15 protein-coding genes and 3 pseudogenes are annotated in these 15,399 nt (G+C 44.3%); 5 read left to right on the top strand and 13 right to left on the bottom strand.

The window, feature by feature from the left end:
* Nucleotides 1-40: 40 nt before the first annotated feature.
* Both G7Y90_RS07985 and G7Y90_RS07980 read right to left on the bottom strand, forming a co-directional pair.
* Entirely contained in the window at nucleotides 41-724 is a 684-nt protein-coding gene (locus G7Y90_RS07985) for a hypothetical protein (protein WP_250163848.1), read from the bottom strand.
* A 239-nt stretch (nucleotides 725-963) separates the two neighbouring features.
* Nucleotides 964-1,728, bottom strand: coding sequence for a hypothetical protein (locus G7Y90_RS07980; RefSeq protein WP_250163847.1), 765 nt, complete (start codon nucleotides 1,726-1,728; stop codon nucleotides 964-966).
* Between the two features lie 146 nt (nucleotides 1,729-1,874).
* On the opposite strand from G7Y90_RS07980, the gene G7Y90_RS07975 reads away from it, so the two are divergent.
* Nucleotides 1,875-2,477, top strand: a complete 603-nt coding sequence (locus tag G7Y90_RS07975) for a LysE/ArgO family amino acid transporter (protein WP_201559948.1) — start codon at nucleotides 1,875-1,877, stop codon at nucleotides 2,475-2,477.
* A 134-nt stretch (nucleotides 2,478-2,611) separates the two neighbouring features.
* Here the strand turns inward: G7Y90_RS07975 and G7Y90_RS07970 are convergent, their stop codons facing one another.
* The 4 genes and pseudogenes from G7Y90_RS07970 to G7Y90_RS07955 all read right to left on the bottom strand — a co-directional run bounded on the left by G7Y90_RS07970 (nucleotide 2,612) and on the right by G7Y90_RS07955 (nucleotide 7,329).
* On the bottom strand, nucleotides 2,612-3,991 hold the full coding sequence (locus tag G7Y90_RS07970; RefSeq protein WP_250163846.1) for a trimethylamine monooxygenase: 1,380 nt from the start codon (nucleotides 3,989-3,991) through the stop codon (nucleotides 2,612-2,614).
* Between the two features lie 293 nt (nucleotides 3,992-4,284).
* Nucleotides 4,285-4,888, bottom strand: a pseudogene (locus G7Y90_RS07965) (MarC family protein).
* Between the two features lie 314 nt (nucleotides 4,889-5,202).
* Nucleotides 5,203-6,063: a carboxylating nicotinate-nucleotide diphosphorylase gene (gene nadC, locus G7Y90_RS07960; RefSeq protein ID WP_045444787.1), complete on the bottom strand. Its 861-nt coding sequence runs from the start codon at nucleotides 6,061-6,063 to the stop codon at nucleotides 5,203-5,205.
* Between the two features lie 177 nt (nucleotides 6,064-6,240).
* Entirely contained in the window at nucleotides 6,241-7,329 is a 1,089-nt protein-coding gene (locus G7Y90_RS07955; RefSeq protein ID WP_250163845.1) for an NUDIX hydrolase, read from the bottom strand.
* Nucleotides 7,330-7,598: 269 nt separating this feature from the next.
* Here G7Y90_RS07955 and nadA point away from each other — a divergent pair.
* From nadA to G7Y90_RS07940, 4 genes and pseudogenes are all read left to right on the top strand, one after another.
* Nucleotides 7,599-8,706 (top strand): annotated as a pseudogene (nadA, locus tag G7Y90_RS07950) (quinolinate synthase NadA).
* Nucleotides 8,703-9,566 (top strand): FAD-dependent oxidoreductase, encoded by an 864-nt coding sequence (locus tag G7Y90_RS18460; RefSeq protein ID WP_349773406.1) that lies wholly within the window; start codon nucleotides 8,703-8,705, stop codon nucleotides 9,564-9,566. The pseudogene nadA and the gene G7Y90_RS18460 overlap by 4 nt, the downstream one beginning before the upstream one ends.
* A complete protein-coding gene (locus tag G7Y90_RS18455; protein WP_349773405.1) occupies nucleotides 9,563-10,651 on the top strand; it encodes an FAD-binding protein in 1,089 nt (362 codons plus the stop codon). The genes G7Y90_RS18460 and G7Y90_RS18455 overlap by 4 nt, the downstream gene beginning before the upstream one ends.
* Nucleotides 10,652-10,727: 76 nt before the next feature.
* The gene (locus tag G7Y90_RS07940; RefSeq protein ID WP_201559951.1) at nucleotides 10,728-11,621 is read left to right on the top strand and encodes a phosphatidate cytidylyltransferase; all 894 of its coding nucleotides are present in this window, start codon (nucleotides 10,728-10,730) and stop codon (nucleotides 11,619-11,621) included.
* Nucleotides 11,622-11,628: 7 nt separating this feature from the next.
* On the opposite strand, the gene G7Y90_RS07935 is transcribed toward G7Y90_RS07940, so the two are convergent.
* The 7 genes and pseudogenes from G7Y90_RS07935 to G7Y90_RS17820 form a co-directional block, all read right to left on the bottom strand.
* On the bottom strand, nucleotides 11,629-12,456 hold the full coding sequence (locus G7Y90_RS07935) for an SDR family NAD(P)-dependent oxidoreductase (protein ID WP_250163844.1): 828 nt from the start codon (nucleotides 12,454-12,456) through the stop codon (nucleotides 11,629-11,631).
* Nucleotides 12,453-13,268 (bottom strand): patatin-like phospholipase domain-containing protein, encoded by an 816-nt coding sequence (locus tag G7Y90_RS07930; RefSeq protein WP_250163843.1) that lies wholly within the window; start codon nucleotides 13,266-13,268, stop codon nucleotides 12,453-12,455. Before G7Y90_RS07930 ends, G7Y90_RS07935 begins: the two co-directional genes overlap by 4 nt.
* On the bottom strand, nucleotides 13,247-13,642 hold the full coding sequence (locus G7Y90_RS07925) for a patatin-like phospholipase family protein (RefSeq protein WP_250163842.1): 396 nt from the start codon (nucleotides 13,640-13,642) through the stop codon (nucleotides 13,247-13,249). The genes G7Y90_RS07930 and G7Y90_RS07925 overlap by 22 nt, the downstream gene beginning before the upstream one ends.
* Nucleotides 13,635-13,928: a class I SAM-dependent methyltransferase family protein gene (locus G7Y90_RS17835; RefSeq protein ID WP_284143854.1), complete on the bottom strand. Its 294-nt coding sequence runs from the start codon at nucleotides 13,926-13,928 to the stop codon at nucleotides 13,635-13,637. The genes G7Y90_RS07925 and G7Y90_RS17835 overlap by 8 nt, the downstream gene beginning before the upstream one ends.
* On the bottom strand, nucleotides 13,871-14,545 hold the full coding sequence (locus G7Y90_RS17830) for a class I SAM-dependent methyltransferase family protein (RefSeq protein WP_284143865.1): 675 nt from the start codon (nucleotides 14,543-14,545) through the stop codon (nucleotides 13,871-13,873). Before G7Y90_RS17830 ends, G7Y90_RS17835 begins: the two co-directional genes overlap by 58 nt.
* 147 nt (nucleotides 14,546-14,692) lie before the next feature.
* Nucleotides 14,693-15,030, bottom strand: a pseudogene (locus G7Y90_RS17825) (serine aminopeptidase domain-containing protein); the annotation flags it as partial.
* A 22-nt stretch (nucleotides 15,031-15,052) separates the two neighbouring features.
* Nucleotides 15,053-15,319 carry a serine aminopeptidase domain-containing protein gene (locus G7Y90_RS17820; RefSeq protein WP_284143864.1) on the bottom strand — a complete coding sequence of 89 codons (267 nt, stop codon included), beginning with the start codon at nucleotides 15,317-15,319 and terminating at the stop codon, nucleotides 15,053-15,055.
* Between the last annotated feature and the right edge of the window lie 80 nt (nucleotides 15,320-15,399).

Below are 15,399 nucleotides of genomic sequence, written 5' to 3'. Positions count from 1 at the left end.
ATACCCTTACTCTTCATCGTTTAATCAAACCACTTTGCCTTTACAGTTTAATATTCTCAGCACTCACATTCTCACCAGTTGCGCCAGTTGGATCTTCAATCGCTTTAATTTCTATATTAGCACTACTGACACTACTAACATTGCTATCGAGCTTTTGCATATCTGTCGTAGTAGCAGGATTATTAAAGCGTTTTTGTAGATAGCGGTTGGTCGCGAGCAGCTTTTGACCATCTTGATGATAAGAGGCATTCAATAAATCATCAAACTGAGTATTAATGGTACGCAATACATCTAATAGCGCTTCTTTTCCAGTCACATTAGAGTGCTTAATTTTGGTCGTGTCAGCGCGCGCGCCCTCCCCCATATCTAAGTCGTGCAAGCGGCGATAGTCAGTCACAGCAAGTGGCACATGTCTGTCCATTAGGTTTTGAATCATAATGTAGGTTTCATTGACCGTGTCTTTATCGTCTATCTTGCCATCATTATTGGTATCGCCATAAATGACTCGCAGCTTCTCCCCTTTTTCATTGATTTGGTCGAGTGCTGTTTTGACTTCAACAGGCAAGCTTTTTTCTGGGATGTAACCCAATTGCGGCATCGCTTTGTACTCAAGCATCTTAGGCGCAGTCATTTTTTTGATACCACGATACCCAAGATATAACCCAGCGACTGGTAACACTCCATATAAAATGAACATGACAAACATCGCAGTAACTTGAGTCATTAGAGTATCCTAATTGTTGAATAAAATGGCTTGGCTAAATAGCTTGGTAAATTTCTTATTATTCTAAATAAGATAGATAGTTATTATTAAACAAAAAAATAAGGCTCTATTAAAGCCCTATATTGTTATGCATTACGTCGCTTGTGTGAAAACCATGTTAGGGCGTGTCCCCAATTTAATCACAGCTCTGAATTATGTTAATTTTATAATGCCAATTAACAGCCATTATCTATTAGTAATTAACTTTTTGTCCGGCTTTTGACATAACGGTGCGTTGAAGCCAAACGATTCATCACCGTTTGATGCAGCTCGTCTAACAATTCATCAAGCTCATAATCAATCTCTAAAAACAAATCCGTCAGCATGTCACCTGCCGTCATTTTTCCTTGCACCATATTGTTTTTGGTACGGTGCGGGCTAAAACGCTGTAATTGCTCATAATGATGTAGCGCTTCTGGAATGCTCTCTGACACCAGCTTATCGATGACAAATTGGCGTTCATTATGTTGCTGTTGCTGCTGTTCGTTGAGCTCACTGCTCCACTCACGATAGCGTTTTAACTTACCATTGATACGGTCTAGTATCGCAACCGCCTCGATGGGCATGGCGTTTAGGGTGGCTTCATCGACCACATCAACAAGCTCAGTCATAATCGGGCAGCGTCCATGTTTGAGATACCATAAAGTATCGGGGTCAAAAGGTGGTCTATTGGTCGGGCGCATCTGAGCGCGATTGGACAGGTAGCGATCAGTCAAAGGTGTCGGCGTTCTGATATCACTCACTTGCGCCAAAGCATCACAAATACGTTCGCTGCGCTCAGGCGGCGTCAGTACAGAACGCTGACTGACAGCTTGATCGTTTTTATCATTGTTTGTACTATTATTATCAGTCACCTCTATATCTTGACTGATAGCCATCTCCTGAGCATTTTTGGCTGCTAGCGTTGGCAGGTCATCTTGAGCTTGCCCAAATGACTTTAGCATTCTTGTCAGACTTACCACCATGACCTACCTTGCCCCTCGTCCCGTGCACGCTTATTGCGCTCGTATTGCATAGATTTATCCAATAGCGTATCTTAACAGCTTTTTACCGCGCTGCCAGTAAGCAAAATGTCAACACCTCTCATCCGCCCCATGCTAAGCACACTATTATGAATGCGACCGACTACACCTCTGGATTCTTACTTGGGCTATCGCTCATCATCGCGATTGGCTCACAAAACGCCTTTGTACTCAAACAAGGACTCAAACGCGAGCACATATTTTTTGTCTGCTTATTTTGCGCGGTCAGTGATGCGCTATTAATCTCTGCTGGCGTTGGCGGTTTTGGCGCGGTCACGGCGCAATATCCGCAAGTGGTCAATATCGCAAAATTCGCTGGCGTCGTATTCTTGCTAGGCTATGGATTGCAGAGCTTATATGCCAGTGTGCGCGTCACACATGCACTCACCGTCGAGGGACAAGTCGTCACTAGCTTAAAAAAAGCCCTGTTATTATGTTTTGGCTTTACTTGGCTTAACCCACACGTCTACTTAGATACATTGGTACTCGTTGGTATGGTTTCAACGGGTGCTAGTAGTAAGCTGGCATTTGCAGTCGGTGCAGTCAGCGCCTCATTCTTTTTCTTTTTTGCGTTGGGTTATGGGGCGCGATTACTCAAACCATTATTTGCCAAACCAAAAGCGTGGAATATACTCGATGCTTTGGTAGGGATACTGATGTTGTATTTGGCGTGGCATTTGTACCAAAGTTAAAAACAACGATAAAGGCAAAAATAGGTGATAGACTAAACCATTAACACAGCCCCTACATATTAATATAAGAATAAAAAAAGCCAAACACCTTGTATAAATGCGTTTGGCTTTTTGAAATCTGACACTTTTACTATTTACGATACTTTTTTACGCTTTTTAGGCTTAACAAAGGTTAAGTTCAAAAAATGCTCAAGCGAGTCATCAAGGACGTCCAACCAAGGCTCTGGCAACTCAGGCGATAGCGTGCCTGTTAACGTAGAGCGATACGCCTTTTCTCTAAAGGTCATGATATTATCGGCTTTGTCTTTTTGCCACTCTTTTAAGATTTCACCCTGTTTTTCAACTGCAAATTCTGGATAATCGGTCGCATTGGTTAAATCACGAATATAAGCGGCTTGAAAGTCGATTGAATCGCTGACCGTCACGCACTTCGCGTAAGTTGCCAACCACTTTTTCTCATCTGCTTCACGGTGTACCAATTCAGGCAATTCGATATCGCCCATCATCACATCGCGTGCATACCATGCTTGAGCGTCAAACATATTAAAGGTGAAGTACTGATCCTGCATACCTAAATAAATGAGCTTTGGGTTTGGCTGCCAAAAAATCCCTTTGTGCAAGTTGGCTGGATATAAGCAGTTATGCGTTTGCAGACGTAACTCATCGGGCATAAAGGGGAAATGAAATAGATAACCGGTACACATAATAATGGCATCAAATTTTTGGCTGCTACCATCGGCAAAGTGCGCCACATCTTCTTCAAAATGGGTGACCAAAGGCACTTCTTTGATACCCTTTGGCCAATCATAGCCAAGCGCTTGCGTGCGATAGCTGATAGTGACTGATTTGGTACCATACTTATAACACTGCGTGCCAATGTCTTCGGCTGAATAACTACTGCCGATGAGTAAAATATCTTCGTCTTTGAATTCTAAGGCGTCACGAAAATCATGCGCGTGCAGAATGCGACCGGGGAAAGCTTCTAACCCTTCAAAGTAAGGCATGTTGGGCGTGGAAAAATGACCCGTCGCCACGACGACATAATCAAACTCTTCCACTTGCTCATTGGTTTTATGATTCATCACCGTCACGGTGAATTTTTGCGTCTCATCATCAAATGATACCCAACGTACTGGGCATTCAAAGCGGATGTATTTTTGGATATCTTGTTTATCGATACGCCCCATAATGTAGTCTTTTAGGACTTCACGCGGTGGGTATGAGGGGATCGCTTCACCAAAATGCTCGTCAAACGAATAATCAGCAAATTCTAAGCACTCTTTGGGACCATTGGACCACAAATAACGGTACATACTACCGTGAACAGGCTCACCATTTCTGTCTAATCCTGTGCGCCAGCTATAGTTCCACATGCCACCAATAGCGTTTTGCTTTTCATAACACACTATCTCAGGTAAGTTTTTTGCGCCAGCCAAACGAGCTGCTTCAAAAGCGCGTAATTGTGCTAAACCACTTGGACCTGCACCTAAAATAGCAATTCTTTTATTACTCAAGACTAACTCCTATGATAATAGTTGTCTCTCCACTGTAACATATTTTTATGAATGGTGTTTTTTCGAATACTTTTGGTGATTAATTGGCCATAGCTTAAGACATGACTATTCTCCAAAAATGGCTTCTAACCGAATCTTTGGTTTTTAAATTTGATATGAGTTAACACGTGCTTTTCATTAGGGCGTATTAAATATGCATAAATCGGCACTGTCAGTGCTAGGGTTGAATACTGAACACGCCCATTAAGGAATAAATCAAAAAATTGACGGACAAACATAACGTAGCAGCGTCATTACACTAAATCAGGAAATAAAGTGCGTAAGCCATTAACGATAATTTCGATAGAAACTGCCGCCAATAACATCCCCATAATTCGGCTCATGATGTTCAATCCAGTATCACCCAGCAAGCGACTGATACGACCTGCCGCCATCAGTGCTAGATAACAAAACAGACTGATAAATAAACCAGCAATCAATATGGCAGATACTTGCAAAATACCAGAGACTTGTGAAGAATAAATAATCACCGTCGAGATACCACCTGGTCCAATCATCATTGGAATAGCGATAGGCACAACTGCTGCAGCCATGGTGGGCGGCGCGTCTTGTACATGGTCAACATCGAAGTTTTCTTGATCGGGCTTCACGGGATTACCGTCGCCATTCATCATATTAAGAGCAATCAAAAACACCAAGATACCACCTGCCAGCTGAAACGAGCCGATAGAAATACCAAGTGCTTTTAGTAATGTCTCGCCTGCTACCGTAAAGAAACTAATAGTGATAAAAATCGTCAAACAAGCAACACGCGCCACTTTGCGTCGATTATTCATTGAATAACCACGGGTCAAATCCAAAAAACGTCAAAGCGCTAAAGGGATTAATCAGCACCATAAAGGCTAAGATTATCTTGATGATTTCAGTATTCACTGAGCGCTCGCTTGTCTATTAGTCAAATCGGGCAAAAAGATAAGGTCATCGTGCGAGTGCAACGATGACCCAATAGATGGTTAACAATAACTTTGTAGCTTATATTGTATCATAGGCAGATAAGCTAATTAAATCATTAACTTTGCTTACCTTTCTGGCAGCAGACTATCAACGAAAATAGAGGCTCAACATTGACCTATCAGCCACTATTTGGTGGGTAAATAACCTCATAAAGCCTAATCGCTAAAACAGGTATGTGGAGACAGGCATGTTGAAAATCATGCGCTAAAATCAAGACCGATATCTAATGCCGTGGTACTGTGCGTCAAATAACCCATGGCAATAAAATCAACACCCGTTTTTGCTGCTGCTTGCACCGTTTCAGGAGTAATACCACCTGAAGCTTCTGTTCTAGCACGACCTTTACACATCGTTACTGCCTGCGCTAGTATTTCAGGGGACATATTATCTAATAGCACCAAGCTCACACCAGCATCTAATGCTTGCGCTAGCTGCTCTAAAGTATCCACTTCTACTTCGATGGGAATTAAATGCCCAGCGAAGTTTTGCGCTTGTTTAATCGCAGTCTTGATATCACCAGCGATAGCAATATGATTGTCTTTGATTAAAATAGCATCATCCAGTCCCAAACGATGGTTGCGCCCGCCGCCGCAGCGTACCGCGTACTTTTGTACAATGCGCAAGCCAGGAATGGTCTTACGTGTACAAGTAATTTGCGCAGGATACTCTGCAACGCTATCTACAATTTTTCTGGTATCTGTCGCAATGCCACTCAAGTGGGTCATAAAATTGAGCGCGGTACGTTCTGCTGTCAGTAAATGGCGCGCATTACCACGCACACTAGCCAAGACTGTACCTGCATCAACCCATTCACCATCAGCAACTTGAGCCACAAACTCAATCTGAGGATCAACCATGGCAAACGATAAACGTGCCAAATCCATACCACATATCACGCCTGCTTGCCGCGCTTTAATCTCTAGCTTCGCTTGCATATCGGCTGGAATGGTGGCTTGTGATGTGACATCTCCGCGTCTGCCCAAATCCTCAGTTAGCGCAGCTTCAACCAAAGGTCTAAGCAATACATCATCCAATGCTGGTTCTTTTTTAACTGTCATCTTTAACCCTTAAATAAACGTGGCGTTCATATATGCTTATGCAATTAAACTCAAAATGAGCATAAATATAGCGTAAAGTTAACAGCCTCGCAAGGAACCGTCATCATTTTGGGCAGCCGACAGGGTTTTTAGTCATAAAAATAAAGATAGCAAGGTAGCAAGGTAGTCTATTAACTCCTATTTACGCTTAGGCAACTTACTATCCATCAATAAGCTTTGTAGTTCAATATCATGACGAAAGCGATAAAGCTTGGCAGGACGACCACGTTGAGCGCTACTACTCTGTCCTGTTTCCATCACAAGTTTTTGTGAATCTAGCAAACGACGGAAATTTTGCTTGTGCAATCGCACTCCTGAAAGCGCTTCTACGCTTTGTTGTAATTGTGACAAGGTAAATACATCTGGCATCAAGCCAAAAATAAGCGGTCGGTATTCAATTTTGGCACGCAGCCGTGAAATAGCTGTTGCAATCACTCGGCGATGATCATAATACATCGGCACCCCAATGAGCTGTGACCAGTTTTCAGGTAGCTTATTCTGATGGCTCGGTTGGTGAGCACTTTGATGAACGCTTTGATGATTCATTGAATAGCTGGGTGGATAGTTTGGTGCTTCCGGTATCAGTCCCGCTTCATACAGCATCTCATAGCGCAGTAACACATGCTCAGCGACCCACTCTCTATTTTCATAATGCTCATAGGCTGTGTATTCATTATCCGCATTTTCACTTGTGGTCATATTACCCACTAAGAGCGCTTCACTTACACCCCAACATAAACCAATACGCTGACGGCGGCGCTGCTGAATGCCTGAATCTTTAGCGCTATCTGCCCAGCTCAATAATGCTGGCACAATATTATTCATAATGATGCTAGGTATGCCATCCAAATGATTTTCCCAAGGAAAGTAATCATACCAATCGTGCCACAATGCTTGGCTTTGTAGCTGCGGCGTTTGTGTCTCTTGCACCAGTCCCAAATAGCTCACGTAGACCAGTGCATGACCATCAACGTTGCGCCTATTGGTATCGACAAAGGTATATAGCTGCTCCAAATAACCAAGTGGTTGCTGTGTTTGCTCCTCAACCCATTGACGCACACCCGCTTGCAATGAGCGATGCAACGGCATCAACGGACCATTGGGTAACAGCTTTCCTTGATCAACGGTTAAGACCCGAGCGGTATGCTCAGTAATGGCGACTAGCACGGCCACGACTTCTGTGGTGCCACTACCTTGCTGATGCGCGTGTGAATAAGACAACGTCATGACTTTAGTGATTACCTTTTATTTTAATTATTAAATAAAGCTCAACTGCTAAGCCGTTGACCATTTGCTCAGTATAGCTTGAATCAACGATTATCATAGTTCGTGGTTGTAATTATATAAAATGAGTCTTTATAAATCATAAATGTATAAAAATACTTGTATTTATGCTCAAAATGAGCATAATCAAAACATCTGACTAGCCAGCGATATTAATTGACTTATTTTTAGCGGCATATTGCTTGTCGTTACTGCCTAAAAGGTTTGCATCTATGAAAACTTATCCTTACGACGCGCCCATCATGAGTAATGACAATCGCATTGCAATACAAATGAATATTGAATATGCCAAAGCTAAAATGCCAGCAGACTTGCCGCGTACTGAACGTCTCATGGTCGAGGAAAACATCAAACGGCTATTAAAAGCGCATGATGCGGTATTGGTCGCCCATTATTATGTCGACCCCTTTATTCAGGATTTGGCATTAGCAACGGGTGGTTGTGGGGTGATTCGCTGGAGATGGCACGCTTTGGGCAAGCGCATAGCGCCCAGACCTTAGTGGTCGCTGGTGTCCGCTTCATGGGTGAGTCGGCGAAAATCTTAAGTATGGAAAAAACAGTACTGATGCCAGACCTAGAAGCCGAGTGTTCGCTTGATTTGGGCTGCCCTGCTGACGAGTTCTCCGCATTTTGTGATGCTCACCCTGAGCGTACAGTTGTCGTTTATGCCAATACTAGCGCCGCCGTCAAAGCCCGTGCCGATTGGGTGGTGACGTCATCGGTTGGCATCGACATCATTCGCCATTTGCATGCGAATGGTGAAAAAATTATTTGGGGGCCTGATCGCCATTTAGGTAAATATATTGCTGCTGAGACTGGCGCAGATATGCTGCTTTGGCAAGGCTCGTGCCTCGTACATAATGAGTTCAAATCGACCGAGCTAATGCAATTAAAAGAGAATCATCCAAACGCCAAAGTATTGGTGCATCCTGAATCCCCTGATAGCGTGGTGGCGCTCGCCGATGTGGTCGGCTCGACCAGTAAGCTGTTGCAATCGACTTATGAGATGGATGCCGATACCTTTATCGTCCCACCGATTTGGGTATTTTGCACGAAATGCAAAAACGCTCACCATATAAGCGCTTCTTAGCTGCACCTACTGCAGGTGAAAGCGCCAGTTGTAAGAGTTGCGCGTTTTGCCCATGGATGGCGATGAATGGTCTACAAGGTATCGAGCAATGCCTGATCAATAATAGCGGTGAAGTATTAATGACACCTGAGCTGGCAGTCGCGGCTAGAAAACCCTTGCAACGCATGCTTGATTTTGCCGAAACGCAGAAGCAACGTGTGGCAACGAGCGGCGATATTGTCAAACCGTGAGTTATTTGCCAATGTCGGGGCTGCCTAATATGAGCGCGGCATTGACAGCGGAATCATTAGGTCTCGATAGCCCTGCTGCTATAGTACAAACGGACGTGCTTATCATTGGCGCGGGATTAGCAGGCTTAAGCACGGCTCTAGCATTACCAAAATCGCTGAATATTACTGTATTGAGCAAAGCCGCCTTAGAGATTTGCTCCAGTCATTATGCCCAAGGTGGCATCGCGGCAAGCTTGGATAAAGAGGACTCTGTCGCTGACCATATTGCCGATACCCTAATCGCTGGCGCAGGGTTATGCGAAGCTAATAATACCAGTCGCATTTTAAGTGCCGGGCAACAGGCCGTTCAATGGCTATGTGAGCAAGGTGTGCCTTTTACCCAAATACCGCAAGAAGATAATGCAGAACCTGTCACCAAACTACAGACTGAACTACAAACTGCCGACTTACATTTAACCAAAGAAGGCGGGCATGGTTGCAGGCGGGTCGCACATGCGGATGATGCGACTGGTCGACACATTATGGAAGCCTTGACTATAAAGGCGCAAAACGCTGCTAATATCACTATTTTGCCTTATCATGAAGCGCTGAGCCTTTTAACAAATAGTGCCAATCCAAATAAGCAATGCCAAGGGGCGCAAGTTTTTGATCATAATAATCAACGACAACTGACTTTTTATAGTCACGCAGTCGTACTGGCTAGTGGCGGTTTAGGACAACTGTTCAAGCGAGCCAGTGCACCAAATGTCTGTGTTGGCGATGGTGTGATGATGGCATGGCAAGCAGGCTGTCGCTTAGCAAACTTGGAGTTCATTCAATTTCATCCAACAGGTTTAGCGTTAGATGACAGCAGCTTTTGATATCGGAAGCACTACGCGGTGAAGGTGGGCGGCTGACCTGTCCGCAAACTGGCAAGCGCTTTATGTTAAAAATTGATGAGCGGGCAGAATTGGCACCACGCGATATCGTCGCTCGCGCCATCGCTGAGCAGATCAGTAATAACGGGCTTGGCTACGTACATTTAGATGTCAGTCATTTGCCAGAACAGTTTTTACGGGAGCATTTCCCACAGATTTATCAAACATTATTCAACCTCGGCATTGATATGACTAGGGAACCTATCCCCGTTGCCCCGACTGCGCATTATAGTTGCGGTGGCGTGGTTACTGACGCCAATGGTTTGAGCGATGTGATAGGTTTATATGCCGCAGGCGAAGTTGCCTATACAGGTTTGCATGGTGCGAATCGCTTAGCAAGTAATTCACTTTTAGAATGCGTAGTCGTTGGGCGCAATATCGCTGCTGACTTACCGCGATATTTAAAAGCATTAGACAATCTAGATACCGTTGACGTTTATGATAATTTACATTTATCAGCAACTGCCATTTGGACAGCACCAACGCTCAAAGATATTCAAACTATTAAGCTTCCTTCTTCTCCTACCATTCTATTTAATTTATCTCATTGTGATGACACTGATATCGTTACCCGCGATTATGCGGGCAAAATAGTCACAGAATTAAAAGTTTTAATGACCTCTTATATGGGTATCACTCGAAATGCCGAATCATTAGAGCAAATATTAATACAGATACAGCAATGGCAACAGTGGCTTGAAAAAACTAGGTTAAATCAGTCCAGTATGAGTACTTTAGATGGCACTATCACTGCTAATGAGCTGGCACTATTTCAATTAGCACGACAATTACAATTAGCCACGTTGGTTATTCAGTCAGCTTATCAGCGTTATGAGAGTCGCGGTGGTCACTATCGTCAAGACTATCCACATTTGGCATCCACACCTCGAACCAGTGTGATTGCGCCATTATCGAAGTTGAGAGAAGCTGACAAAACAGGCAGCAAAGAGGGTGGCATTGATTGGCTGCTTCAGCCTATAATCGATGACACAGAGGCTAGAGTGGTAAATACAGTTGCTAACATCTAACAGCAATTGGAGGCCGCCACTTTAGCCATGAAAAACGGTAACTTGCCGTTCTTTATGACCTTGAATTGCTAAAAATATGGCTACTGATTTGCAGTTTGTGATCGGACTTATGATGGTCGTCAGTGTGACTTGGGGCATGCTTGCCCTACCTCGCTTACGTCAGCGCTTACCGAAAATCTATTTAATCGCGCGCTCATGGTGGCTCATGTTAGCGGCGCTTTGCGCGTGTTACGTTATCGCTAAGGTAACGAATAATAGCCAACCCATGCAGCCTCCTACCTACCCTTATCAGTGGCTGCTCATCGCTTTTTTCGTTTTAATTGGTTTGCGTGGCTGCTATGAGATTAAACGTTTGTGGTGCTTACATAGCAAGTCGGTGCTGATTAAAAAGCTGCAAGCACGTGGTTTACAGCCCATGACCATACCTTTTAGCCAAAATCCTGCGCATTCCTCTCAAACTTATACGCGTCTAAATCTGTTAGACCTAGTCTTTAGCTCTGCTTTTCTCACACTGATTGTCAGTCTTATTGCTTTAAAACAATTAATCTGGCAGCGCGAGCAGTATGGCGTTTTATTTTTTGTGTTATTCGCCAGTCAATTTAATGATATTGCCCAGTATTTATGCGGACGATTGCTTGGTCACAAGCTGTTTACGCGTGGTCTTGCCCCAATTATTAGCCCGAATAAAAGTATCGAAGGCGCTCTTTTCGGCAGTATGCTAGCGGCGATATTGGCAACACTATTAGGCATTTGGCTCACGCCTTTTAACTGGTGGATTTGCTTATTAGCCGCTTACGGCTTAGCGGTCAGTGGTATCGCTGGAGATTTATTAGAGTCCGCCTTTAAACGTCAGCATGGGGTGAAAGACACGGGTACGATGCTCGCCGGACATGGCGGCGTATTGGACAGAGTAGATAGCTTGCTCATTGGCGTGCCGCTATTTACCTTGTTTTATTGGCTGCTTGGGTAAGCTGTTATCAAGTCGTTTTATCCAACTTACTGCGTAATATCCAATTAAGCACAGGCTTAGGCAAATGATTGAGCGCCCGAGTAATATAGCGCATGGAGCGTGGAAATATGGCCAGCTCAATATTTTTATCAATGGCTTGCATAACATTCTCAACCGCCGTTTGCGTACTGATGATGGATGGCTTATGACTGGCATCGCCGTTATTCAAATCGCGTAATGCTTGGGTATCGATGTAGCCTGAGGCGATGCAATTGACTTGAATAGGATAAGGCATCAGCGCCGCTCGATAAGCGCTAGCAGTCGCAATCATCGCGCGTTTGCTTTTGGCATAAAGGCTAGCATAAGGGTACTCCATAGTACCAGCGATAGACGCGATACAAATCAGGCTCAGCCTACTTTTTCCCTCGAAATCTATTGACCGACTTTCACGCTTTAACTGCTCACTTGCCCATCTAAAAACCTGCTCAAACGCTTGCAGATTAATTGCTAGCATTTTATCGCTGTCAGCTTGATTGAGATGATGGACACGCTCATTGGTATAACTGCCTGCACTATAAATCACTCTTTGAAAACTGCTATCTGACAAGTTATCTACCAACGTTTGTGTTTGCGCTCTATCGGTTAAATCACAGCAGTGAGTAACAATGTCAGGATGCTGACTATTGATATGGGCTATCTTCTCTACGCTATGACCAACCACGCTCACTTGCCAGCCAAGCGCCTGATGATGCAGCGCCAACGCCAAGCCAAGTCCACTCGTACCACCAAAGACGATAATATGCGATGGCTTATGAGTTGAAGTCGACTGTGTGATGTTTTTCATTTTAGAGTTCATAGACCATGCTGCTGTATATAGTCAGCCGTACGCTGATACCCATACTGCCATTGCACCTGCATCTGCTGTACAAAGCCATCATAGTCACTGTGAATGAGTTCAACCGTCATTTGATTTATATTAAAACGCTTTTGTACATGCTGTCCTGCCAACTGCTGACCATTATCTGCAAAGGGTAACCAATGCAATTGATGGCTATTTCTTTCTGACTTCATAAGTGATGACGTTTCCATTGGCTGATAACCATGCACCTGTGCCAAACGCTCATTTGGGTCAAAACCAAAAACGCGTTGAATGGCTGGTGCGGCAAGCCATGAATCATAACCTGCCTTGGTCTCTGCAAATACCGTCTGTCCTAGCTGACATGCTAGCTCAACGGGCGTGAGATTAATCACTCCGCCCAAGCACCAGCCAAGCGTTTCAATATGCGTTGGCGGTAGATAATACATATCTGCCATAGAAGCACGAACCGCTGGATTGAATTCCCACTGCTTTACGATATTTACTGACTGATGAATACGCCTATCGGCAAACGTATGCGCAGGTGCGTTAAGTATTTCATCAAAATGCTCTGATACTGCCAAACACGGTGGCGCAAATAACAATTCTTGCAGCTTAAACTCATCGTAAACAGAACTATCAGTAGTAAGCGTTTGATCGGCTGTTTGATAAAGTCGGCTAGCAATAATGGCTATCTCTGGCGCGGTAGGGTTATATAGATTATTGTGATTAGGAGAAAAATGAGACAATTCATCGAGCCATTGCCCCTCGTTATCTATCCGAAACATCGCTAAATACTGCAACTCATCCAATAGTCGTTTGTAGCTGTCTGATTGCTGCTGTTTTGTCTTTTACCTCTTTGTTTTGATAACTGCCAACGTTTAAGCGCCTGAGTCATATAACGTATCTTTAATCGCCTATTGGCTTCGTCTGGCGCAACATGTCTGATTGCCGTAATGACACGATACAACTCACGGCTGCACATGAGCTCCTGCAAATCCTTGGGATCAGGCGCTAGATTGACCAGATAAGCCGACAGACTGCCACCGCAAGTGCCGACGATGACATCTGGCTTCAAATCATGAGCAACCAATGCCGCATAGCTGCCCAAATAATAGGCGAAACGTGAACCGCCCCCTGAAAAAAGTTGCACACGCTCATAGGGCTTGGCATGCGTATTATTCATGATTGGTTGAGGTGACTTTAATTGCCAATGACACGGTAAAGATACCAAAACGATCGATACGCATAGCGACTTTCTTAAAGCCAGCATTCTCAACCAATTGATCCATTTCCGCTTGTGAGCGACAGCGCATCACCCAACTACTGCCGCGATGATTGTTTAAGGTTTTACTAATGAATTCCTGCTCAGGATGCCACGGCTGATTGGTATAAAGTAAATAACCATCAGATTTTAAACTGTCATAAATGCCTGCCAATGCTGTCGCTGGTAGTGTATTGTCAGAAAACAATTCAAACACGCCAGAGGCGATAGCAATATCGAATTTTTATCATCAAGACTTTTAGCATTGGCACTTCTCTTCTGCATATTAGAATAACTGGCAGGGTCAAACGCATCTTTTTGACAAGTAAGGACACGATCAGCAATCTCTAACTGCTCCGCCTTTGCCTGTAAGGCTTGGATATTATGCTGCTCATAATCACGTAGCTCAGCATGCAAGTTGGTAAACTCTATTAATAAATCAAACGCATAAAAGCCATGCCCACTAGCGATATCGAGTAGTTTTGGTTGGTATGGTTTAGTACTGCTCTGGTTTTTGTCTTCAATATCTGCCAGAGCCTCCCGTGCGAGTTCTAATATATGCTCGCGGCGAATACGAATCCCCTGCCAGCCTATATTACTAAGATAAAATTTATCGACCGCCTGCCCAAATTTATTTTGACCACTAGGCTGATTATAATAAACGTGATCGAGCGAATGCCCCGAATCAAAGCCATGCTCCAGTCCTGTAGCAATCGCGTCGCTGACATGACCAAATTTTTGCATGGCAAATCGAGTAATGGCAAAGCTCGGATTAAAAGGCTTAATCGCTAAACGGTCAACCTTATCTTTACTGGCACTATTCATATGCGCCAAGCTCAAATCAGGCGCTTCAATGTCCTTACTGAATACCTGCTCAGCGAACTCGATACAATCTGCAAAGACGTCTGCCTTATTGGTCTCATGGAAGATTGCATGATAGCTATCTGGATATAACTGCCAGCGTTTATTGGTCGTATTAATCGCCTCATAAAAATCGCGCTCTGCCTGTTTATCGACCACGTAATCCTTACCCGCACATAATACAAACGTCGGTACATTAATAGGCTAGCATCATCGAGCAAGCGTTGACCCGTTGCATGAGTATCGATGAGCAAGTCGGTCGAGATGCTATTAGATATCAGCGGGTCGGCATTATAAGCTTGCTGTGCGTCTTTATCATGAGTCAATACTTGCGCTTTGACGTAACTGCTCACGCGTGACATCAGTCCAAGCGCGCGAGCCACCTTTAACGATGGTATGGCAAATGGCATGTACAAGCGGATACTCAACGCTGGTGTACCCAATATCATTCCGCGAATGTTGGGTGCGTAATCATGTACCCATGCTGCGGCGAGTACTGCACCCGATACTACTGGCGACGATTAAGGTATCCTCGATAGCAATGCCCGTTTGCCCGATAACCAATTGCACAAAACCATCTAAATCACGCTCAAGCTCGGTGACGCTTTCTGCATGATCCTTGATACCACCCGAGCGCCCATTACCGCGCGCATCCCAAGCAAATACTTGATAGCCGCCATGGCAAACTGCTCCCCAAGTTCTGCTAAGCGTCCCGAATGCTCGTGACCCATGTAACAGAATGACTTGACGCAGAGGCTGACTGGCTTGTTTGATACCCTCTAAAGGTGTCGTTAACCAATAGCGATAATATATTGCCG

This window comes from Psychrobacter sp. WY6, assembly GCF_018448495.1.
GTDB lineage: Bacteria > Pseudomonadota > Gammaproteobacteria > Pseudomonadales > Moraxellaceae > Psychrobacter.
Note: the sequence above shows the minus strand (reverse complement) of the source record. Positions and strands in the feature narration are given on the sequence as shown.